This window comes from Parapusillimonas sp. JC17 (assembly GCF_052180245.1).
In the GTDB taxonomy this organism is placed as follows: Bacteria; Pseudomonadota; Gammaproteobacteria; order Burkholderiales; family Burkholderiaceae_B; genus Parapusillimonas.
In genome coordinates, this window is sequence record NZ_CP197474.1 from 2,654,811 (window position 1) to 2,675,008 (window position 20,198).

Sequence of the window (20,198 nt, forward strand, 5' to 3'; positions counted from 1 at the left end):
AGAAAAAGCCCCACCGAAACGGCAGGGCCAGAAATGAAAAGACCGGCTCGGGGCCGGTCTATGCTTGGATGCTTGCGCCTAGGCGGAACATGTCGTCGATGCGTTCCCCAGAGAGCGGGACCAGCGGGGCCAGTGCGGCGAGCATCGCGCTGTCATGGCGCACCTTTCCACGAGCCAGCACCGTCTGCGCGGTGATCTTGTCCAGGCCGTCGGGCATCGCTGCGATGATGTCCTGCACGCGGTCCCAGACGTTCTGGCTTTCGGGGTCCTCGGGGTCGACGGGCGTAGCGCGCATCGCCACCTCGGCTTGCCAGCCTTCGATTTCTTGGGGAACAGGGATAGGTTCCGGCTCGGGCGGCACAAATTCACCGTCCTCATACGTCCACCCAGGCGCGGCCGTTTCTGTAGGCACCAACAAAAAGCCCGGAAGCGTGAATTCCGGGCCGGCTTCGATTACGTTGACGACTTGAGTGCCGTCGATGACTGCTGTTCTCATTTAGATGATCCCCCATATGCGAAGCTCACCACGAGCTCCTGCTCCTGATCGTGGCCCGGTCAGGGTTCCTCCACCTCCGCCGCCCGGGGCTTCGCCGTCCATCCCGCTTGTGGTCTCCCCTGCCGCGCCACCGTCCCCGCCGAAAACCGACACGCCAGGAGTCCTGAGAATTGCGGCAAAGCCTCCGCCGCCAGCGCCGCCGTATACGGAGTTTGCCCCGCGCCTATTGTCGGTTCTTGCGCCAAGAGACCCGGCGAAGATGGCGTCAATGTTCCCATTATCAGACCCCTTGACTGACATCTGCCCTGAATACGGGTCCGCTCCCCGAGTGGTGTCGTCAATCGACACTCGGGTATTTCGCAGGGCTGATCCGGCCGTTAACGCCCCAGACACATTCTTACCGCCATACGCCTGGATGCCCAGAAATGACGAATCTCCCCCGGAGATGCCATCGGTGCTATTTGCAGTGACCGCTGCGCCGCCGCTGCCTATAACCACTGCGCTTACCCCAGGCGGAACAGCGTCAGAGCTAATATTAAATGGAGCGCAGCCTCCGCCGGGGCCGCCGTCGACACTGCCGTTACTCTTACTGCCGCTCGCTCCGCCGCCCCATAGATGGCCGGCAAATGCTGCGTAGCCTGGCGGCTTAACAAATGAGCCGCTTGCAATGTATGTCTTCTTAAAGCCGTTCAACACTATTGATCGCAGTGCCGCGCCGTCGCACTGTATCAGCCTGACTTCGCCCGGATACATGATATAGCTGACCATGCCATCTATGGTTTCAGCTTCATTGGGATCGAGCGTGATGTCCCCTGTGCCGGAGTTTTTCAGATAACAATACCAGCCATCGTCAAGCGCTGCCGCTGCCGCGAAGGTTTGGGTGAAAGTGCCGCTTGTAATGTCAATCAGCCTGCCATTATCGGCGCTCTGTAATTGCGTGTTGCTGGTGCGTGCTACCCGCACCACTGATTGCTTGACATCCAAATCACCCGCGCCCAACAGACTTTGCCCGCCAAGCGTCTTGAGCACCAGAGCGCCAATCTGCCCATTCAGGCTCGAAACTCCTGCAACGGCGCTTACCCCTTGCACCCAGGCGCTGCCGTTATACGCTCGCAGATATCCGGTCACGGAATTGACGTAGGCATTGCCGGCCACCAATGGCGCACCACCTTTTCCCGTTGCGGGGTCGCTCGTGGCGGCCCCTAGCCAGAGCGCGTCAAGATCTGCAAGATTCTGGGCGGATTCGGCGGCCTCTTGTGCTTTGTTTGTGGCGGTCTGGGCGCTGTTCGATGCCTCGTTTGCCTTAGTTACGGCAATGCCGGCTTGCTCCGTCGCCGTGGTCGCATTGTTATGTCCGACAAGGGCGATTTCGCGATTGCGAACGGACATGGCGTTTTCCGAGTCCGCCCAGTCTTTGGCCTTTTGGTTGTAGGTTCCCGCAGGGCGATCTGCCAGCGTCGGGAACGGGGATGCCAGGACGACGTCCGGCACCGGCTGTATGGGTGTGCTCATTGCTTAGCTCCTTGTACTGCGCCTTCAATTCTCAGGGTGATCGCGGCGTGGTTCGGGCCCGCCGCCCTTACGGTTCCCGATACATCTCCAAATCCATTCAGATACTCGTACCTCGGTAGCCCCGACGCGATGAAGGCGACCGGTCGGCCCTGCACCAGGTGCAGGAGCTCGGCGGCGCGATTGCCTTCGTCTGCCGGAACCACGACGGTGCAATTGACGTTATTCGCACTGCCGCGGCGCTTGCGCGTCACGGTGCCGTCCTCTTCTCGCTTGAGGTAGCTGTAGCCCTTTATCTCGGCCTCTGCGTCGTACTCCGTGCCGCCCCAGGTCCCGGCGCCAACGAGCGTGTCCCAGTGACCGATGGAGATCAGCGCCACCTCACACATGGCCCCGCCGGCGGCCGTGATGCTGATATGGACCTCGGCTGCCGGGTAAAGCGGCAGGTTCTGCATGTAATGCTGCGTGCGGCGCTTGAGCGGCATGAAAAGCAGCTCGTATAGGCCCGCAGCCTGCTCCCAGAGATCGGCGTCGTACTCTTCGACCACGTTGCCGCCCGGCTCGTCGTAGATTTTGATGTTCAGGTGTTCGCCCGACATGCCCCACAAGCCGATGCCGGTGAAGAAATCCGGGCGCACGACATACTTGATCTCTCCTGCCCTGCGCGTCACGGTATTGAGCTCAACGTCGAACGCCGCCATGCGATTTGACGGCCCCGCGCGGAACCATTTCTTGGCGTCGGTTCCGGGCTCCACCCCTGTGTTGTCGGCAATTGCGTCCCAGAGCGAATCAGCATGATTGACTTGATCGTCAACCACATAGGCCGTTGAATTGCTCCAGGCGACCTCCCCGACGCTGGAATCAACAACGGGCACCGTAGTGCCCGCCGCGATCATCGCCGCCGTGATCTCCAAGGGGATCAGTAGGACGGCATTTACATCAGTGCTCATAGTGTCGCTGCATCCTCTGTAAGCATGGCGTTGCCGCCGGCGGTGACGTTGTCGAACTGGCTGGCGAACTGGCCAGTAGACCTTTCGATGGAGGCAAGACGACGCTCGAGGCGGGCGTTCTGCTCGCGCAGGGCCCGCAACTCGGTGATAACACCAGCATTACCCCATCCGTTGCCGGTGCCCAGGCCGCGCAAGATGTCGTCTGTCTGCCCTGCCGTGTAGACACGACCGGGCTGGCTGAAATTGACGAGCTCCGGCCCTTCCTCTCCGACCATCGCCCAGCCGGGCAAGGCAAAACCACCAGCGGCGAACTTACGTCCCTCGTATTGACCATAGGTATTCCAGTGGTACTGGGCCCAGGCTTCGGGCGACATGCCATGCGCGACGTCATAGCCTTGCAGGACGTCAGGGTTGGCCAGGAAATAATCCGTGGTCCAGCTCGACGATCCGATGCCGGCGCCGGGAACCGGCGTGTAGCCACCCGCACTTCCTCCGCCACCGCTCACCGGCGCCGCAGCCTTGTTCGCCGCGGCAACGGCTGCCGCCAAGGTCTGAGCAAACGATGCCAACGCTTCGGGAAACGTCAGCACCCCGTCCCGGATCTCCAAGAGGACGTTGTATTGCTCCTTGGCCCAGTTGATCTGCTCTTCGATGGCCGAGATCTGCCGACGTGCTGCTTCTTCGGTCGAGATCGCCGCGCGCAGCTGCTGCTCGAGCGCCGTCAGCGAGTCCTCGCCCACCAGGCCCATGCCGCGCAGAAGTCGGTATTGATTCTCCAGCTGGGTGAGTGTCGCCCGCGCCGTATCCAGCTCGGGCTGGGCGATCCCCTGCAGGGCCTCCATCTCGTTGGCCAGAATGAGATACGCTTTTTGTTGCTCGAAGAGCGACCCGTACACTTGGCCGGTGACGCCCTGCTGGGCGATGCGCAGCGTTTCCGTAAGATCGGCTGTCTGCGGCAGCTGGCGCGTGATGAGTGCGGTCGAGATCACCGCACGCGCCTGGTTGTACTGCATCCTGGCGGCTTCGGTGACTTGGCTGCGCAGATCCGCAACGCCCCGGCCGATGGTTGCGATCAGGCTGCCGAATTCGGATTCGAGCCTCTGGACGGCGGACCGGTACGCGCTCATGGCCGCGTCGGTGGCGCCGAACGACTCCTTCAGCCTGGCAATTTCGCGCTCGCCAGCCGCCACGACTTCGTTATAAGCGGTCGACAGGTCCTGGTAAGACCAGATCTGCTGCTGCAGCGCCCGGTTGCTCGCGTCCAGGGTCTCGAGCTCACGTTGGCGCAATGCGTTGGTGTTGCCAAGCAGGCCCAGCAGCTGAGACTCCAGGCCGGCACGTTCGCGCTCGATGTCGGCGAGCGAGCGGGCGGGTACGGCGACCTCTTCGACCGCTTGGGCGACCTGCCCCGCGTACTGCGCAACCTCGGCAAATGCGCCAGCCGCGCCCATGAGTGTCACATACGCCTGGCGCCCTGCCTCGGTATTGAGGTCCTGTGCCTCGACGATCGCGCGGTACGACGCCAGCATCTGCTCGGTCGAACCCGTGAGTTCGGGTATCACGACGCCAGCCGCAGCCAGGGCCGAGGTCAGGTTGTTGACCGCGATCCCGTGGCGCTCGGCTTCTGAGTAAAAGGCCTGGTAGTACGTCTGCTGCGCCGACAGGAGACCTTCCACGCCGCCAGCCAGTTGCACCAGGCCTGCAGCTGCATCAAAGCTCAGCCCGCGCAACTGCTCGAAAGGCAGGGCCTCGATGGCGGTCAAGAATTGCGTCGCTCCATCGGCGACCGCCGAGAAGCGCGTAGCCAGATCCTGCGCCGTCGCCGCGTCAATGTTGCGCAGGTCGACGCCTTCGAGCATGCCGGACAACACCGACGGCAGTTGGCCGCTGACCGCCTGGAACGCCTCGAGGATCGACAACTGGATGTCCGTCTGCAGCCTGGGCAACATCTCGGCTGAGCTCCACCCGCCAAAGCCACCGAACGTCATGTCGCTGGCTTGCGCTACGCCGATCTGGCGCAGTTGGTCGCCGATGCGCAGCATGCCGCCAGAGGCGACGCCGTTGCGATCGCCCAGGACGCTGGACTCCATGATCGCGTAAAACGACTCGATCCCCGCGTTGACGCCCACCTTGGCGAACAAGTCATTTGCTGCAGCAACAGCGCTTTGTGCTGCGGCAAGGGCTGCCTGCTCGGAACCTGCGGCTTGGCGGTCGTCCACGGCGCTGATGCCGTAGGCACCGCCGGTATAATCGATGGTCGTTCGTTGGCCGTGCCTCGTCTTCGGAGGCCCGCTATCAAAGAGGCCGAAGGCGGAGGCGGCGGCCAGGCCGATGCCGATGTAGGGCGCCGCTGCGCTGAGGCCGGCCATCAAGCCACCGGCACCGGCAGCAGCACCTCCAGCAGCTCCCGCCGCACCGGCAGCGCCAATCCCGGCGCCGACCCCCCCGCCTGCAGCGCCAACGCCAAGGCCGGGAATAAGAGCGCCACCAGTCATTGCCGCGCTGAACGACGTCGTCGCCATACCCGATGCCAGCGCGCCCGCCGCGCCACTTCCGAGCGAGGCCATTACCGACGGCGCAACAGCGGTAATACCGCTCGCGAAGGCCGTTCCAGCAGCCGAACTCAGCCCGGACAGCGCACCTTCCCATCCGCCGTTTGCTGAGATCAGCGCCCCGATGGAATCACCACCCATGGCGCCAACGAGGTTCGCGTAGCCAAGGGATGCCGTGGATGCGCCAGCCGAAGCGCCGGTCAGCGCTTGGTAGCCAGCGCCGAAGAGGGAGTTCAGCGAGCTGGCGTTCTGCAGCATGCCGCCGACGCCGCTTTGTTGTTGCGGGTTTTGGTAGCCGAAGAGCGCGCCGATCTCGTTGGTGACGAAGCCTTGCAACGACTTCATCACCGGGTTGATGAGGATGTTGAAGGTCAGCGACTTAAACATGTCGCGCAGCAAGTCTTTACCGGACTTTCCGCCGTCAAAGATTGCGTCGGTCAGGCTTTGGCCTACGCGGTCGAAGATTTGCTCAACGTCGCGGCTCCAGGCCTCCCACTGAGCTTTCTGAGCCTCCCGGAATTCGAGCTGCTGCTGTTGGCCAGCGATGCCGACCTGCAGATCCTTCAGTTGCTTCAGTGCATGGATCTCAGCCTCGATCTCGCGCACGCGCTCTGTGCTGGCGTTCGACGCGACTGCGCTGGCCTTAGCTGCTTCGAGCTTGGCGAGGGCGGAATCCGTGTCGGCCACGGCCAGGCGCGTGGCGGCGGACTCGGCCAATCCATAGACGCGCACCTGTTGCGTGAGCGTTTTGAGCTGCTCTTGCGCTGACTTTACCTGTTCTTGCGCCTTCTTGACCGACTCGGGCAGCAAGTCTGTGACTTGTTTTGCGTAGGCCGTATTGATCGACAATAAGGCCTTCGTGTAGTCTGCTGCCGAAACCTTGCCGGCTTTATGAGCCTTGCCCAGTAGGTCCAGGTTCTTGTGCAGCTCATCGAGCGCCTTATTCTGCGGAAGGTGCGTTTCCAGCAACGACTTCATCGCGCTGGCGTAGTCTTTCGTTGCCTGGGCCCCGGACTTTAGGGATGCGGTGGCCTTGTCGATTTTGTCGGCGTGCGCCTGGGCCTTGGCGAGATCTTCCGGCGAAAACAGTAGCTTGCCGGCAGCCACCATAGCATCAAGCTGCTGGCGCTGCGTCTTGAGCCCTGCGACGACGGACTGGTCAGATAGGCGCTCGAGGTACTTCTTGCCAGCCTCGTCGGTGCCTGCGAGGGCGTTGTTTAGGGTGGACACACCACCGGCTGCGGCGTTGGCAGACGCGTTCAGTTCGTTGTTCTTCTGGGTCAACTCGCCAATTCGAGCTGCCGTCTCGTTCGCGGTGGCCTGCAGAGTGGACGCGCCCGCCGCAAGGTTGCGGTACTGCTGGGCCTGCTCCGCAGTTACGCGCCCTTCTTCGACCCACTTGTCGATCAGTCGATCAACCGCATGCTCGATCTCGCCGGAAGAAAGCGTCGTATCCGACGTGATCCCCTGCACCTCGGCGCGCATTTGTGAGCGCATTTGCGCAACCGCGCGCGCACCCTTGGCGGTCGTCGGCTCGAGATCCGCGACGAAGTCTGACCATGCCTTGCCAGCTTCCCGCGCCTGATCTGAGTGAAGCTTGCCGAGCGTATCGAGCGCAGCCTGCCGAGATAGCGTACCGAGCTTTGCGAATGCAGCAGATGCGTCAGTCGCCGTGCCAGTGAGGTCCCCCAGTGAAATCCTCGCGCGCGCCGATGCGCCGTCCATGGCGACGAATGCGGCCGCAGTGAGCCCAACAGTTGCGAGCAGGCCAACGGGACCGCCAAGGACGCCAAGCAGCGAACGGCCGGCACCGCCGGCGGCCGCCTGCGCTACGGCAAGGCGCTGCTCGGCCGCAGTATGGGCCGCCGTAGCCGTAGCAAGTTGCGCCCTGCTGGCCGAGAGCCCCTGCTGCGCCTTTGTCTGCGCGAGAGTGATGCTAGTCTGCGTTACTTGCGCAGCGGCAAGCTCAAGCTCTTGCATGGCGGCCGCACGCTTGGCCAGCACATCAGCCACAGTTGCGGTCGTCGCGCCTATCGTCCGGGATGTGTAGAGTGCCAACGCGCCTGACCCGGCCACCAGGCCAACATTCAGCACGCCGCCAAGGTTCTCGCCTAGGTATGCGATGCCGTCGGCCATAGTGGCGGTGACACCATTTACCTCGTTAGCCTTGCCGATGTAGTTGGTGAACTCGTTGGCAACCTTCTGCATCGAGTCGCGCACGGTCGTTGGCATTTCTTCGACCTGCTGCATGATCGGCCCAAGTTGGCCAGCCAATGCTTGCGCTATCAGTTCAACCGACAGCTTGCCCTCGGCACCGAGCTTGCGGATTTCTTCAGCAGCCCTGCCGCTGTGCGCGGCGATGGTGTCGACAATACTGTCCAGCGAACTGTAGATCGTGATCCAGCCATCCGCGTCGAGCTTGCCTTTCTGGAGCGCGACCGAAAGCGCGCGCATGGCCGCAGCGCCACGCTCAGTGCTGGCGGCGTTCGTCACCATGAGGCCCGAGAAGGCGTCGATCGCATCCATTGACTGATCGAGCGACATCCCCATCTGGCGCAGTACTGGCGACAACTGCACGAACGCTTCGCGCGTCTCGTTGATATTCCGATAGGTGGCGTTCGCGCTCTGAACCATCCGAGCCTGCACGCGCTCATACTCGGCCGCGCTCTCCGTCGCCATCTTGATGCGGCTGGCCATCTGGCCCCAATCGTCAGCAACATCGATCAACTTCATTGCTGACAGCCCGCCAACCGCGGCAATGAGATTACGGCGAATAGAGGCCGCAGCGGCCGCCGCCGAGCTTTCCGTCTGATCCAGCGATCGATTCACGCGGTCGACGCCATCGGCGCCAAACTTCGCGTCCCTGCCTGTCTGCGTGTAAGCGCGGCCTGCATCGGCAGCCGAGCGGCCGGCACGCGCCGACGAAGAAGTGACGCGTACGCCGGCGGCATCAAGGGCATCAAGCGCTTTTGCCAGATCTTCCGCGCTCGGCTGCGCCTGCCGACTGTCGATGACAATGGCTAGCCGACTTTCTTGCGTCATGAATCAATCGCCCATAAAAAAGGCCCCAAAAATCCGAGGCCGAAAACGAAAAAACCCGCCAAAGCGGGCCGTAGAAAACAAAAAACCGCCCGAGGGCGGCTGTGGCTAGTGATTCTCTTTAATGCAGCGCAGGAAGTAAGCCTTTACTTCGTTGTCCATGATCCCGTTGAGCTCATAACCTCGGGCGACAAGCTGGTAATCAATAGAGTCTTTGGGAAGGGCGCCGCTGTCGACATAAGCCTGTAAAGCATGCCCGTCACCTTTTGCCTTGGCGCCAAAGATCAACAAGCGTGCCCGATCAAAACGCAGCTCGAGTCGAGCCTCGTGCAGCAGCCCTGTGAGCACTTCACGTACGACCGCCTCGTTTTCCTGCTGCTCGACCGTCTGCGCGAGTGCCGGCGAGCACGCCAGCGCCAGCGCCAGTACCAATAGGTACTTTTTCATACCCCCTCCCGTATCATTTTGACACCAGATCATAGCGCGGGCTGGGAATTTGGGAAGCGTTTGAAGGTTATGCGGATTCTGGTTGAGTGAATCGCATCAAATCCTCTACTTCAAAAATGGCTAGTTCGGCAGCCCTTGGGCTCACCGTTCGTCTCAGCAGGTAGTCAGCCTCATACCGCCTTTTCTTTAACGTCTGCAGTTTCTGGCCAAGCGCGCATGAATGCATTGATAGCGCTTGGTTGGGGACTGTCGGATTGCACAGCCGATGGATCAACCGCTCATGGACGCCAGCCTTACTGTTGCGAGAATCTTTGCCGGGGTACGGAAGCTGGCTGTGGAAGTCCAGGCAGCGATGATAGGCGGCATAGTACGCGCGGCTTATGGCCGCCCGGTCATCGACCTCTTCCTCGGCATGCTCATGCAGCGCACGAGCCAGATCAACTAAATCATGCTCAGAGATACTCATTAGGCGACCCCGAAACAGATATGGAAACTGTCCGGTATCGGCAGCCGATTGACTGCAATCGACTTCGACAGCTTGTCGTTCGCCTCGCAGACCAACCGCGGAGACGCATCGAGCAGGTACTCGATACAGAGTAAAGGTGGATTGTCATGCTCCAGGATTGTGATGAGTGGCGCGCCGACCGGAGATACACCCATTTCCGAGCACAACCTCGTCGCCAGAACAGTGCCGCCCCCAACGTACTCGATGACCTGTTTTACCCAAGGTAGCTTCGACAAATCATCACTTCCGCCCATGGATTTCTCACCCATCTTCCACATCCTGAAGAACTGTTGCGCCACAAAAATCGAAGTCAGGAATAATGTTGTGAATCGTATGAGCCCATGCGTGCCGGCGGATACGAGGCGCTTCATTTCTTGTATGCCAGCGAGCAAACCTATGAGCGCATGCTGTGGCCCAAACTGGGCTTCCTTGCCTGCCCCGATGATCTCAACCGCTACATTTCCAAGCACATTTGGGAACAGCCTTTCAAGACCATCAATCACTGACTTCATGTACTCGCTTAGCGCATGGTCAAGACCATCCATCCATCCCCGCTCTTCCTTGCTGAGAAGCGAGGTATCCCCCCGAACGCCGACGAAGCGCCTTCGCAAGTACTCCACCTTTGCCGCCAACAGTCCGCTAGACCGAATAATCGAATCGATATCCGGCAAGGCCTCGCCAGCGAGCTTTGAGGACTCTCCTCTGATCTTCTCTAATAAATCACACGCTATTGCCGCGGCCTCTTTCGAGTCCATTTGAGCGATTTCTTGTGAGCTTAGGATCTCTGTAGGATCGGCAAACATGGTTAAGCTGACAGCCATCAAACATCGAAACTGTCATGCTACACAGACACAGAAACATTTCAAACTGTAAATGCGTACAGCCCTACCCCTTCCCCCGCTCCTCAGCAAGCGACTCCAACCAAGCATTGTCCAGCAGTTCCAGGGCTCACCCGCGCCCCTCCTCCCAGGTCGCGATATCCTCGGCGTCCAGCCTGAAGATGCATGGGTCGAGTTCATTTCGTGGCAACGGCGATGGCCAGGCTTCGAGCACATCGCTGATATCCCTCACCGATAAGGGCTGCGGGACCGCGAGAGCCTTTTCCATTCCGCCCAATACGATATGCCTTCGAGCCTTGGCGGTTAGCCGGTAGATATTGATGATGTGAGCCACCGTAGGCGTGAGCTCCGGCGGCTCTGGGATCTCTATTCCGAGGCGGGCGGCGATCGCTTGCTGCTTTTTGCTTTGGCTGCCCCACTCGTCGTGCCAGCGGTGGTACTCGAGGACTTTCCCAGGGTTTCTTCTCGCTCCTGACGGGATTCGGCGGCAATCTCACTGGAGACGCGGATTACCCATACGAAGAATTCGATGTTGCCGCGCAAGGCGGCGGCCCCGGCTTCCGGCGTGTAGGGAACGTCGCCGCCTTTTTCGTCCTGGGCGCCTTCCCAGTCACGCAACACAAACTGGCCAAGCAGCTTGCACTGAATGGCGTGCTCGCTCTCTTCGCCCGGCACGACACCCACATCAAACTCGCCGAACTTTGCGTCTCGCGCATTTAAGCGGCGCCGCGCGCGCTCAAGGGCGACTTTGTACTCTTCGTTGTCCAGGCCGCGCAGCAGCACCTTGGTGTCCTTGTCGAAGTTTTCCCACCGTTCAGTAGTGGATACGGTGGCCTGCTTACTGACAATCAATGCCATGTGAAATTCTCCAATTAACGCCACGCCAAAAAAGAAGCGCCCCGAGTGGCGTTAGGCCCGGGGCGCTGAGAAACCCGCCTGCGCGGGAACTCGGTTAAGAGACAGTGACTGTCTCGGAGTCAGATTTGGTCGGGTCAACCGTGCTGTACGCGGTGATGACGGCAGTGCCAGCCGATACGCCGGTGACCAAGCCGCTACCATTGACCGTCGCAACCGCCAGATCGCTCGAATGCCAAGTCACTGCCTGGCTCGCGCCTCCAGGCGAAACGGATGCGGACATCTGTACGGTGTCACCAACGTCGACCTCAGGCGCGCTGGGCGTGACAGTGACGGACGTCGGCGCAGCGGCCGGCGCGCGCGTGATGGTCGGCGCGACCTTAGCCACCGTCCAATTCAGCGTGACCTGGATGATGTCGCGTTTGCCGCCGTTGGGCAGCTCGCCATCGACCTCAATCGACGGGAAGTTGAAGGTGTAGGAATTGCCCAGGCTGTCGGTAATCGGGAACTCGACCTCAAAAGCCTTGCGGCTGAGCTGCTCCTTCCAGATCTGCCAGGCTCGCTTGGACCACGCGAGTGTAATCGTTCCCGTTACGGCGGCTTCCGTTTCGATGATGGCGCCAGGCCCAAGCCGGCCCGATCCGAGGCACCGCTGCAACTGTACGGTGTTATCGATATTGATCGTCATCGCCGACACGCAGGCCGAGCCGGCAAGGGAGACGTCATCAACCTTGATGTCGCCGACCGCTAGGGACGACATGAAAGGCGTCGTTGTAGCAGCCGCGGGGCTGCCAGTTACGAATGTCGTCTCGGCGTCCCGGTAGTCCAGGCACTGGGCTCCGATCGTGAGCGTAACCTTGCCTTCCTCTGGAATATCGATCGCCGCCGTGGCCGCATGCACGCCCTTGAACAAGTGGTATGTGCCGACGTCGGTAAACGCCTTCTGGACGCTGAATGTGTTGCGCACCGCGCCAATCGTGAGAACGTCCGACGCCCACGCCCCATAGAAGGCGGCGGCCAGCCAGTCGTCAAACGTACCGTAAGACAATTCACCGGTGAGGTCGCCCGCAATGGTGAGCCCAGTCACGACCGAGCCCTGGCTGATGCGGCTATCCGTAATTTCGTCAGACACCAGCGTACTGGGCGTGGGCGACAACGTGTTGCCGGTAAGTCGCATGGTTTGCCATGTGCCACTGGCAGGCGTGGTGCCCGGCGTGACTTCCTTGATGCAATGAGATACGACTTTTGCGCCTGAACTCATGATTTTCTCTCCTGATTAGGCATAAAAAAAGCCCGGAATCGGGCGCAGAAATAACAAGCCAGACCGTTGGCCGGGCTTGTTGGGAAAAGAGGTTTTGAATAGTCCTACCCGGCTAAGAACCGGACGTTGACGTTGATCTGATAGAAGCCCGTGCCTTCTGGGCGCCCTGCCGTGTCACCGGCACCTACGTTGACTTGGCTCGCCTCCAGGCATTCCAGGTTGCCCTGCTCCCAGTAAGCGAAGTGCGCTTCAAGGTCGTCGGCCAGTTTGGTCAGTGCCTTGGTTCCCGTACCCTCGCGCGCAAAACACTGAACGACGATGCGCCCGGGTTTGCGGGTGTAGGGCTGATCGGCCATTCCAGCCATAAAGGATGGGCCGTGCAGAATCGATAGGCGGCACCATAGGCCAGCGGCTGGAGGCGTGAATTGGCCAGGCGCATTTGGGTAGTCGATGCTCGACTGCGCCACGCCAGTGAACGCTGCCATGCGGCCCACAATGGCGGCTCGGATTTCTTCGAATGTCATTTGTGCTTTTCCGCTACCGCGTCGAAAGTGACGCCGTAGACTCCAGCAGGGGCTTGAGTGGACCTTCCATCTTCCAGGGCTTCGGCATAGGGCAAATTCGTCTGCACCGTGGATTCTCCATAGGGCTTATCAATTGCGCCGATGACCGCAAGACCTTCGCTGATCGTTTCGCCGCCCGACTTGTCTTGCTTTTCCAGATCAAAGCCTGTCGAAATGCTGTCTACAGTCACTTGGTGGCTGCCTCGAAATGTCCCCTTGTCCACCGGCGACATCATGACGACACCCTGCAGCACCTCCATCGTGAGTATCCGGCGCTGCTTGGTCAGGTCTTCTTCCACGACCTTGATAAATGCGCCAGGAGGCTTGCTCCATCCAGCCATCACGCTCTCCTGATCTGAATCGAATACGAGGCGCCGGCAGGATCCTGCTCAATCTGAATCACCTTGAACGACTCGCCCCCGCGCACAATCGTGTCGCCGATCTTGACCGCATCACCGACGATTTCGGCCTGCAGCGCGGTAATCTTGATATCGGTGCGCAGAATCCGTATGCCGTCGACCACGCGCATATCGAAGCTGCCGAACACGCCCCGTCCGGCGTAGCTCTCCGTGATGGTCGGCCGTGTTTCAGTCACGGGGTCATAAGGCCCCTGCCCCACAACACGGCTCCCGGTGAACTCACTCACGGCGTCGGCAAGGTCGCTATCGAACGCTTCGGCAATGTCGGCGGTGATTTCGTCGCGTAGGCCCATGTCAGTCCTCAAATTCCAACACATCGACCCCTAAGCCGCATGTGTGATTGAATGCCTGCGCAAGCAGCACAGCCTCGGATGCGGTCTTGCCGCAAGCCATTGCCACAAGAGCCTCGCCGGCGCCGCTTCCTCTTGCTGCGAACGGATCACATGAGCGGAAGGGGTGCGGCGAAGACTCGTAGAAATAGACGGCCGGCTTCCCATCTTCGGCGCGTATCACGGTAAGCGTTGCGCCCTCATCGAGTCGCCGGTTGCTATCGGGGTACCGCTCAGGCGCCGCGCCTGCCTCATACCAAGACAACACTTCCATACCGACCGACAGGTTGCCGCTGATGCCAGCAATGCCGTCGCGAACCCTGAATATTTTGCAGACCGAGGACTTGACTGATCCGCATTCCGATTGCCTATCGGCGGCTAGGGCCTTTCCATCCCACGCAATGACAGTCATGCGCGCACCAACTTGATCATGCTGCTATTGCCCAGCCAAGGGCCGAGCAGCGCCAGGGCCAGTGTTTCGCCCGCCGATGTGACCTTATGAGCACTGGAGAACGTTTTCGCGCTCGATACATCGCCAGCCGACACGGATTTGCTTGTTACGCCCATCTCTGTATGTCCATAAATGGTGCCGGCCGCCGCCTCGCGTGCGACTTCGGCCCCGGCTTGAGTCCATTCATCGGGAATAGGGTCGAGCTCGGGCAGATTCTTATTTGTCAGCCATACATTGGCGATCAGGACGGCGCGTTCTTTCTTCTCCGGCGCCGTCCAGGTTGGTCCAAGTAGGCTGTCAACGTCAGTGACGGTGATGTAGGCGATCATGGCTTACGCCTCGACCCAGCCCAGGCGTTTGTGATCGGCCACGCAGGACGAATGCACCTTGATGGTGTCGCCATCTTTGCGCATGGCGATCAGGTGACTATCGTCAGCCTTGGCTTTGGCCGCAGGCTTTGCTGCCTCGGGAGGTTGCGCGGGCACATCAGCCTTGGCTTGCTCGATCAGCCTGGCCCGGTCGTCATCAGGCAGCGCCGCAAACTCTTCTGCCGACAAGCCCGACAGCTCGATGGCTTTCGCTTCAATCGCTTTCGCGTGATCATTAGCCGCTTTTGCCGCGGCTTCGGCGGCCAGCGCGGCCTTCTGTTCTTTGGTCAATCCAGCCATGTCGGCTCCTTGAGTGACGCCGGAGCCCGAAGGCCCCGGCAGGTTGGGTTAGCCCGCCAGAACGGCGATGTGGTCGGGCTTGATGGCGCGGCAGCCCCAGGCCAGGCGAACGTGGTAGACGATCTGCAGGAACTGGCGATACACCGCGACCTCGAACGACAGGCCGGTCACCGGGTCGGTGATGGTGATGGCGTCGTCAGCGGCGTCACCGCCCTCGGGCATGGCCGGCGCACGAGTCGCCAGCACCACAGCCGAGCGGGCGAATGCGACGTTGGGGGTGTAGCTGTTGCCCACCGTCACGGCGCCGCCATCAGCCACCGCGCCCAGAAGCCCAGGGCTGCCGATAGTGAATGCGCCAGGAGCCGCAATGCCGCCATTGACGACGTACTTCTCGCCGCCGGCGCCCACGGTAACGATGTCACCGGCCAGAAGGGTGCCTGTGCCAGTCTTGACTGCCACACTGCGAGCGCCCGCTGCCAGCGCGCCATCGGTAACGTAAGACGCGCCAGTGCCCTTGGTGTGAATGGTGATGGGGTCAGACTGGCGGATGGCCATGTTCATCACGCGGTCGGTGATGCCGTTACGCAGCAGGTCATCGCGCCCTGCCTCATTGACCTTGAACAGGCCGGATTGTTTGCCGCGCAGATTGGCAATGGCAGCATGGCCCAGGACAAGCTGCAGGTCGTTGCGCGGTGCGCCGTTCTCTTCGAGGACACGCAGCACGCCAGCAAAATCCGACAGATCACTTGCCGTCGCAAACGGCGTGGTGCCGGCGGTGCCGTAGGCGCGGGATGCGTTTTTGTATGCTTCCAGCCACAGATCCTTTTCGATCTCGTTCACCAGCTTCCGCATGGCTTGGTAGAAGCGGTCGGCCTGAATGGTGGAGAACGTGCCGGCGTTTTGCAGGCCGCGAGTTTCTTCACCGTTCCAGCGCACGGGCACGTGCTTGGACTTGGTGATCTTGACGGCCACGTCGCCGACATCGGTATCACCGGTGTTCGGCGCGGTCACGCCCGGGGTGTTATCGGCCGCTTCTTCTTCCTGCGTGACAGGAACGATGACCTCCTGATTGAGCGCAGCTCGCTCGATGCTGGAGTTTCGGCTCACCGCGGGGATGAAGCCGGTCAGCTCGCGACTGACAACATCCAGCGCCTCATAGAGGTCGGGAATCAGTTTATTGAGGGTGTTTGCCATGATTGGCTCCTATGGTTGTGCCCCGGTGGGGCGATACGGTTGCTTTGCCGGGGCACGCCCAGCGGATTGGCTTTACTGAGTCACCGTGCCACCGCCCTTGACGAACTCAGCCCGGCCTGCCGGGTCAAGTGCCTCAAAGGCTGCGCGGCCCATGGACTTCTTCCCTGCCCCGCCGCCACTTGGTTGAGCGCCGCCACCGTTGGCGCCGGAGCCCTTGAGAATGTTGTCGCGGTACGGGTATTGGTCGATCAGGATTTCAATGGCTTCGTCGAAGTCGGCGGGATCGCCCATGCGGGTCTTGGAGTAAATCGGGTTGCCGTCCTGGCCGATGGCCACGAGCTTCCCATCCTCGACCTTGAAGCGGTTGCCGAACGTCGCCCGGAGCATGTCTCCAGGCACGGCTACCTTTTCAGTGATGAACTTGGACCGAGCGAAGCTGCCGCCGATGATTTCCTCGTGGAGCTGGCTGCGGAACGTGTCGCGCTCCGTTTCCAGTGCCGTCTTGGCATCGGACAGTTGCTTGATCTGGCCCTTGAATTGGTCTTCGGCAGCCTTCAGGGCGGCGGCCTTGACCTCTTCGACCTTGCCGGCCTGCACGAGCTTTCCGGCATCGATATCCTTCACGGTTTCCAGTGCTACTTTCGCCGCTTCGGGATCTTCGATGCCTTCGAACAGCTTGACCTTGGATTCGGCGGCTTCCGCCCGCTCCCGATAGGACTTGTTTTCGCCAAACATGCGGCTGATGGTGGCTTTCGTGGCTACAGCATCAAATGCCGCTTCTTTGCCATCCTCACCCACAAACACAGGCTTCCCATCGAGCACTTCGGCATACATCTTGCCGTCTACTTCCACGGTTTTCAGCTTCATTTCCTGATCTCCTTGAGCCATCCGGCTCGACTCTTTTGGGGCGTCCGCCCCGACTCACCCGCCGGTAATCCCCCAGGCGGGCATAAAAAAAGCCGCCCGAGTTGCCACAGGCGGCCAAAAGCAAAAGGCCTCACTCGAAAGTGAAGCCCCAGAAATGAGAAAACCCGCCGAAGCGGGTCAGAACATTATTTGGTATTTAATAGGACGCGAAGAAACGACTCTGTATGCCCTCGCATCCTTGCCCTGGTAGCAGCCACTTCATCATCAAAGCCATTTGCGGCGAGCTCATCAAGCTCGTCCCTTAGGGTTCGAGGCGGCTGTCCATCTGCGCGTGCTGGATCCAAGCTGGGCGTCGTATTGCTCTGCATCATCCGATCCTCTGCACCCAACATTGGAGGCGACAGAGCCAAGGCGAAACAAGCACTTTGATTTCCTTAATGAAGTCTTCGAGCGCTATCGTGAATCGAACGCGCTCATGAAAATGCGAGCCTTGAAGGCCTTCGGCTAATTCAGCATCTGATACACGGCCGTACACTTCCCGGTCGAGGGAGCGCACGAACTGTATCTCTCGCTCTGTCATCGCCTTCATTTAATCCTCTTCAGCTCAGGCAGCATCTGGCTGAAGATGCCGCGCTGGTGGCAATGGTAACAAACGTCCTTATCAGTCACAGTGCCGCCCGATTTGCGGCCATTCTTGATGAATGCGCCGGTAACCGTGGTCATAATCGTTCGACTGCCGCAGCGGTTGCACTGGATCATGCCGTCAGGCCTAGCCCGACGCTTCACGCTCTCGCGCAGCTTCTCAGCCGGCGTCATGGGCGGTGGTGGCGGAACGATTTTAAGCATCCCGCCATTTTACGCACCAAACAGCTCTTTGTCCTTCCTTTTGAGTTCGTCAAGCGTCAGGACATTGCCCCGCGCATCGGTGAATCGGTCAATCTGAATCTTCTTGGCCCTGAATAGCTCCGCTCGTGCGGCGCCGAGAATGTCGTCTTGAACGTCTGCCGGCTGATCACGCAACCAGTCAGAAAAACCCAGGTTTGCATCGACCGGCCCGTCTTTGCTCGCCCGCTGGCCAAAAAGCTTGTCTTGGCCCTTGAGCATGGGAATCGAGCTTGAGCGGCATCCCCAGTGCTGCGGGGGCATCGGCCCTTTGCCTACCGGGAACACCTTGCCAGAGAGCGAAGCACATTTAAGCGTTGTCCTGCCATCGAGCGTGGCGACATACATCCATCCGCCAAGAATATCGCTGTTGGCCTCATAAGAATGCTGCCTCGCTACGTTGGACGTGTGGTTGACTGCCGTGCGCACCAGCGAGTCCACGCTTCGCCGCGACCAGTCCAGCAGGCCGTCAGCATAGCCGCTGGCCTTTGTGCCGCGAATCACCCGGATAATCTGGTCGTTCGTTCGCCCCTCGACAATGCCCATGCGGATCGCATCGCGTATCTTCGTCGCGGTGCCCGCCTCTACACCTGAAAGCGCTTCGCGAAGTAGCACGCCCTGGAACGGTCTCGCCATCGCAGCAGCATAAACCGTGTTGGGCGACACCGACGCCAGCGAGGCCGTGACGTGCGCCCGTTCTGCGGCGCTCTTGAGCAAAGCCAGATTAAAGTGAGCTTCGTTCTGGGTGAACTCGCGAAGAGCAGCCTTCAGGTCGCTGCCAACCTCGGTATACAAGGCCTTGAGCTGATTGCTTACCGGAACGAGCAGAGCTTGGATACGTTGAGCTTTAAAGCTCTCGGGCGCTTCCTGCAGCACTTCCTCGATCTGCGCAATCAGGCTTTTGTCTGCCCGGTTCAGTATCGCAATGAGGCGGTTTGCCACGCTGGTCGAATACCTGCCAGTGTAGATTTGATGGCGGGTGACCGCATCCAGCTCACTTGCCGCCATTGTCAATCAACCCAAGAGCTGGGCCCTCTTGCGCCACGGCTTCAAGTTCATCATCAACCTTGATATCTGGCGCCAGCACTCCAATCCGCTGTGCCTGGATGATCGCCGTGCGCTTGGTGATGAGCCCGCCTTGCTGGAAAGCCAGGATGAGCTGACCGGCCGCATCCGACAGTGAGCCCGCCGCGAAGTCCTTGTAGACCGACACGTGGCCGCCGTCGTCACCACCCGACCAGGCCGACATGAACCACAGGCATTGATCAAGGCTGTCCTCGAACGCTTCGACGATACGCTGCAGCTCGCTCTTGTTGGCCTCGGCATCGTTGTTTGCCTCGGTCGCGGAGCGCTGGCCGGGCTGCGGCATCAGCAGTTCGGCGCCTGTCTGGATCATCTGGTCTTGCAGCTTCTCCAGCGACGTTTCGCCGGCGGCAATCGCGGCACCACCGTGTTCGACGTACTTCAGGTCAGCGCCCTGCGGCAGCTTTACTGCCGCCGATGCGCCCACCGTGAGTGTGGAGCCATCCTCGGCGCCGATCATGGCGAGGATCGGAACACGGGCAACGTGCAAAATCGTGTCTTGATCGCTCTGGCTCTGCCAGTGCTTGACGTTCAGGTAGGCCAAACCCATCAGCGGCGAGCGCCCCATCATGAACCCCAGCCGTCGGCCGTAGAACGGCACAAAGGGGATTTCTGCCAGCGTCGTCGTGCCGTCATCGATCAGCACGTATTCTTTTCCTTCGCCCTGCGATTGCCACAGCTCCCAGGCGCCTGGCGTGAGCACGCGAACGCGCTTCACCTGCTTGGTGCCGTACTCGCCATCATCCTCTTCAGCCGCCTCGGCAAGCCGCAACTGCGCGAGCTTTGTCACGCCGCCCACCTTGGCTGTCTTCCAGCCAAGGATCTGGTCGTGCGTCACCTTGACCATGTACGGCCTGGCGCCCAGCTCGCGCTCTTCGGCTAGCGTGCGGATATTTCCCACCCTCGGATAGTCGACCAGGACGCCGGCCAAGCCAAAGCCCAGCACTTCGGCCAGCATCTCGCTGGCGAAAGTGTGCAGGTTGCGGCCTTCTAGATCGACGTCGTCGCACCACTCCTTGATCTTCGCCGGGACGTCGTCGCCGTAGGTCAGGGCCTTGGCAAAGGGCTTGCCAGCCATCACGCCCAACGTGCGCGGAAAGGCGGGGAACAATGTCGCCGTGCTCAGCCGCGCCTTGTAGCTGTCGGCATCCTCGTTCGGCCATTTCGGCAGGAACGTCTCGCCGGCGTCGCGCATGGCCTGCGTCTCGCCCAGCAGAGCAGCAACAATAGGCCAGTTCTTGGCCATCGTCGCCACTTGCGGGGATTGTTCGTAGACTTTCAATGCCATG

The 20,198-nt window shown here is 60.7% G+C and carries 21 protein-coding genes; 1 reads left to right on the forward strand and 20 read right to left on the reverse strand.

All coding sequences use genetic code 11. The features are described from left to right. Positions 1 to 58: 58 nt before the first annotated feature. The 5 genes from ACSBPU_RS12720 to ACSBPU_RS12740 form a co-directional block, all read right to left on the reverse strand. Positions 59 to 496: a hypothetical protein gene (locus ACSBPU_RS12720; protein WP_442592458.1), complete on the reverse strand. Its 438-nt coding sequence runs from the start codon at positions 494 to 496 to the stop codon at positions 59 to 61. Further along, a complete protein-coding gene (locus ACSBPU_RS12725) occupies positions 497 to 2,008 on the reverse strand; it encodes a glycine-rich domain-containing protein (RefSeq protein ID WP_442592459.1) in 1,512 nt (503 codons plus the stop codon). Continuing rightward, positions 2,005 to 2,955 (reverse strand): hypothetical protein, encoded by a 951-nt coding sequence (locus ACSBPU_RS12730; RefSeq protein WP_442592460.1) that lies wholly within the window; start codon positions 2,953 to 2,955, stop codon positions 2,005 to 2,007. The genes ACSBPU_RS12725 and ACSBPU_RS12730 overlap by 4 nt, the downstream gene beginning before the upstream one ends. Next, the gene (locus ACSBPU_RS12735) at positions 2,952 to 8,549 is read right to left on the reverse strand and encodes a tape measure protein (RefSeq protein WP_442592461.1); all 5,598 of its coding nucleotides are present in this window, start codon (positions 8,547 to 8,549) and stop codon (positions 2,952 to 2,954) included. The genes ACSBPU_RS12730 and ACSBPU_RS12735 overlap by 4 nt, the downstream gene beginning before the upstream one ends. A gap of 105 nt (positions 8,550 to 8,654) precedes the next feature. After that, a complete protein-coding gene (locus ACSBPU_RS12740) occupies positions 8,655 to 8,993 on the reverse strand; it encodes a hypothetical protein (RefSeq protein ID WP_442592462.1) in 339 nt (112 codons plus the stop codon). 265 nt (positions 8,994 to 9,258) lie between these two features. Between ACSBPU_RS12740 and ACSBPU_RS12745 the strand changes: the two genes are divergently transcribed. Beyond that, positions 9,259 to 9,438, forward strand: coding sequence for a hypothetical protein (locus ACSBPU_RS12745; protein ID WP_442592463.1), 180 nt, complete (start codon positions 9,259 to 9,261; stop codon positions 9,436 to 9,438). A gap of 20 nt (positions 9,439 to 9,458) precedes the next feature. Here ACSBPU_RS12745 and ACSBPU_RS12750 read toward each other — a convergent pair whose 3' ends face one another. The 15 genes from ACSBPU_RS12750 to ACSBPU_RS12820 form a co-directional block, all read right to left on the reverse strand. Next, positions 9,459 to 10,301 carry a hypothetical protein gene (locus ACSBPU_RS12750; protein WP_442592464.1) on the reverse strand — a complete coding sequence of 281 codons (843 nt, stop codon included), beginning with the start codon at positions 10,299 to 10,301 and terminating at the stop codon, positions 9,459 to 9,461. Positions 10,302 to 10,446: 145 nt separating this feature from the next. Further along, on the reverse strand, positions 10,447 to 10,671 hold the full coding sequence (locus ACSBPU_RS12755; protein WP_442592465.1) for a hypothetical protein: 225 nt from the start codon (positions 10,669 to 10,671) through the stop codon (positions 10,447 to 10,449). A 32-nt stretch (positions 10,672 to 10,703) separates the two neighbouring features. Next, positions 10,704 to 11,195, reverse strand: coding sequence for a hypothetical protein (locus ACSBPU_RS12760; RefSeq protein WP_442592466.1), 492 nt, complete (start codon positions 11,193 to 11,195; stop codon positions 10,704 to 10,706). Between the two features lie 94 nt (positions 11,196 to 11,289). Beyond that, a complete protein-coding gene (locus tag ACSBPU_RS12765) occupies positions 11,290 to 12,453 on the reverse strand; it encodes a phage tail tube protein (RefSeq protein WP_442592467.1) in 1,164 nt (387 codons plus the stop codon). Between the two features lie 104 nt (positions 12,454 to 12,557). Then, positions 12,558 to 12,977, reverse strand: coding sequence for a phage tail terminator-like protein (locus ACSBPU_RS12770; RefSeq protein WP_442592468.1), 420 nt, complete (start codon positions 12,975 to 12,977; stop codon positions 12,558 to 12,560). After that, the gene (locus ACSBPU_RS12775; protein ID WP_442592469.1) at positions 12,974 to 13,357 is read right to left on the reverse strand and encodes a hypothetical protein; all 384 of its coding nucleotides are present in this window, start codon (positions 13,355 to 13,357) and stop codon (positions 12,974 to 12,976) included. Before ACSBPU_RS12775 ends, ACSBPU_RS12770 begins: the two co-directional genes overlap by 4 nt. Then, the gene (locus ACSBPU_RS12780) at positions 13,357 to 13,728 is read right to left on the reverse strand and encodes a hypothetical protein (RefSeq protein ID WP_442592470.1); all 372 of its coding nucleotides are present in this window, start codon (positions 13,726 to 13,728) and stop codon (positions 13,357 to 13,359) included. Before ACSBPU_RS12780 ends, ACSBPU_RS12775 begins: the two co-directional genes overlap by 1 nt. 1 nt (position 13,729) lies before the next feature. Next, a complete protein-coding gene (locus tag ACSBPU_RS12785) occupies positions 13,730 to 14,176 on the reverse strand; it encodes a hypothetical protein (RefSeq protein WP_442592472.1) in 447 nt (148 codons plus the stop codon). Next, positions 14,173 to 14,544: a hypothetical protein gene (locus ACSBPU_RS12790; RefSeq protein ID WP_442592473.1), complete on the reverse strand. Its 372-nt coding sequence runs from the start codon at positions 14,542 to 14,544 to the stop codon at positions 14,173 to 14,175. Before ACSBPU_RS12790 ends, ACSBPU_RS12785 begins: the two co-directional genes overlap by 4 nt. 3 nt (positions 14,545 to 14,547) lie before the next feature. Further along, positions 14,548 to 14,883, reverse strand: coding sequence for a hypothetical protein (locus ACSBPU_RS12795; RefSeq protein WP_442592474.1), 336 nt, complete (start codon positions 14,881 to 14,883; stop codon positions 14,548 to 14,550). Positions 14,884 to 14,931: 48 nt separating this feature from the next. Further along, positions 14,932 to 16,077 (reverse strand): P22 phage major capsid protein family protein, encoded by a 1,146-nt coding sequence (locus ACSBPU_RS12800; protein WP_442592475.1) that lies wholly within the window; start codon positions 16,075 to 16,077, stop codon positions 14,932 to 14,934. A 72-nt stretch (positions 16,078 to 16,149) separates the two neighbouring features. Further along, a complete protein-coding gene (locus ACSBPU_RS12805; RefSeq protein ID WP_442592476.1) occupies positions 16,150 to 16,944 on the reverse strand; it encodes a DUF6651 domain-containing protein in 795 nt (264 codons plus the stop codon). 585 nt (positions 16,945 to 17,529) lie between these two features. After that, a complete protein-coding gene (locus ACSBPU_RS12810) occupies positions 17,530 to 17,790 on the reverse strand; it encodes a hypothetical protein (protein ID WP_442592477.1) in 261 nt (86 codons plus the stop codon). Between the two features lie 9 nt (positions 17,791 to 17,799). Further along, positions 17,800 to 18,834: a phage head morphogenesis protein gene (locus ACSBPU_RS12815; RefSeq protein ID WP_442592478.1), complete on the reverse strand. Its 1,035-nt coding sequence runs from the start codon at positions 18,832 to 18,834 to the stop codon at positions 17,800 to 17,802. Continuing rightward, positions 18,821 to 20,197, reverse strand: a complete 1,377-nt coding sequence (locus tag ACSBPU_RS12820; RefSeq protein ID WP_442592479.1) for a DUF4055 domain-containing protein — start codon at positions 20,195 to 20,197, stop codon at positions 18,821 to 18,823. The genes ACSBPU_RS12815 and ACSBPU_RS12820 overlap by 14 nt, the downstream gene beginning before the upstream one ends. Between the last annotated feature and the right edge of the window lies 1 nt (position 20,198).

Excerpts from the sequence above, each read along its gene's own strand:
- ACSBPU_RS12720 (WP_442592458.1), bottom strand. The coding sequence starts at position 496 with ATGAGAACAGCAGTCATCGACGGCACTCAAGTCGTCAACGTAATCGAA.
- ACSBPU_RS12725 (WP_442592459.1), bottom strand. The coding sequence starts at position 2,008 with ATGAGCACACCCATACAGCCGGTGCCGGACGTCGTCCTGGCATCCCCG.
- ACSBPU_RS12730 (WP_442592460.1), bottom strand. The coding sequence starts at position 2,955 with ATGAGCACTGATGTAAATGCCGTCCTACTGATCCCCTTGGAGATCACG.
- ACSBPU_RS12735 (WP_442592461.1), bottom strand. The coding sequence starts at position 8,549 with ATGACGCAAGAAAGTCGGCTAGCCATTGTCATCGACAGTCGGCAGGCG.
- ACSBPU_RS12740 (WP_442592462.1), bottom strand. The coding sequence starts at position 8,993 with ATGAAAAAGTACCTATTGGTACTGGCGCTGGCGCTGGCGTGCTCGCCG.
- ACSBPU_RS12745 (WP_442592463.1), top strand. The coding sequence starts at position 9,259 with ATGGATCAACCGCTCATGGACGCCAGCCTTACTGTTGCGAGAATCTTT.
- ACSBPU_RS12750 (WP_442592464.1), bottom strand. The coding sequence starts at position 10,301 with ATGTTTGCCGATCCTACAGAGATCCTAAGCTCACAAGAAATCGCTCAA.
- ACSBPU_RS12760 (WP_442592466.1), bottom strand. The coding sequence starts at position 11,195 with ATGGCATTGATTGTCAGTAAGCAGGCCACCGTATCCACTACTGAACGG.
- ACSBPU_RS12765 (WP_442592467.1), bottom strand. The coding sequence starts at position 12,453 with ATGAGTTCAGGCGCAAAAGTCGTATCTCATTGCATCAAGGAAGTCACG.
- ACSBPU_RS12770 (WP_442592468.1), bottom strand. The coding sequence starts at position 12,977 with ATGACATTCGAAGAAATCCGAGCCGCCATTGTGGGCCGCATGGCAGCG.
- ACSBPU_RS12775 (WP_442592469.1), bottom strand. The coding sequence starts at position 13,357 with ATGGCTGGATGGAGCAAGCCTCCTGGCGCATTTATCAAGGTCGTGGAA.
- ACSBPU_RS12780 (WP_442592470.1), bottom strand. The coding sequence starts at position 13,728 with ATGGGCCTACGCGACGAAATCACCGCCGACATTGCCGAAGCGTTCGAT.
- ACSBPU_RS12785 (WP_442592472.1), bottom strand. The coding sequence starts at position 14,176 with ATGACTGTCATTGCGTGGGATGGAAAGGCCCTAGCCGCCGATAGGCAA.
- ACSBPU_RS12790 (WP_442592473.1), bottom strand. The coding sequence starts at position 14,544 with ATGATCGCCTACATCACCGTCACTGACGTTGACAGCCTACTTGGACCA.
- ACSBPU_RS12795 (WP_442592474.1), bottom strand. The coding sequence starts at position 14,883 with ATGGCTGGATTGACCAAAGAACAGAAGGCCGCGCTGGCCGCCGAAGCC.
- ACSBPU_RS12800 (WP_442592475.1), bottom strand. The coding sequence starts at position 16,077 with ATGGCAAACACCCTCAATAAACTGATTCCCGACCTCTATGAGGCGCTG.
- ACSBPU_RS12805 (WP_442592476.1), bottom strand. The coding sequence starts at position 16,944 with ATGAAGCTGAAAACCGTGGAAGTAGACGGCAAGATGTATGCCGAAGTG.
- ACSBPU_RS12810 (WP_442592477.1), bottom strand. The coding sequence starts at position 17,790 with ATGCTTAAAATCGTTCCGCCACCACCGCCCATGACGCCGGCTGAGAAG.
- ACSBPU_RS12815 (WP_442592478.1), bottom strand. The coding sequence starts at position 18,834 with ATGGCGGCAAGTGAGCTGGATGCGGTCACCCGCCATCAAATCTACACT.
- ACSBPU_RS12820 (WP_442592479.1), bottom strand. The coding sequence starts at position 20,197 with ATGGCATTGAAAGTCTACGAACAATCCCCGCAAGTGGCGACGATGGCC.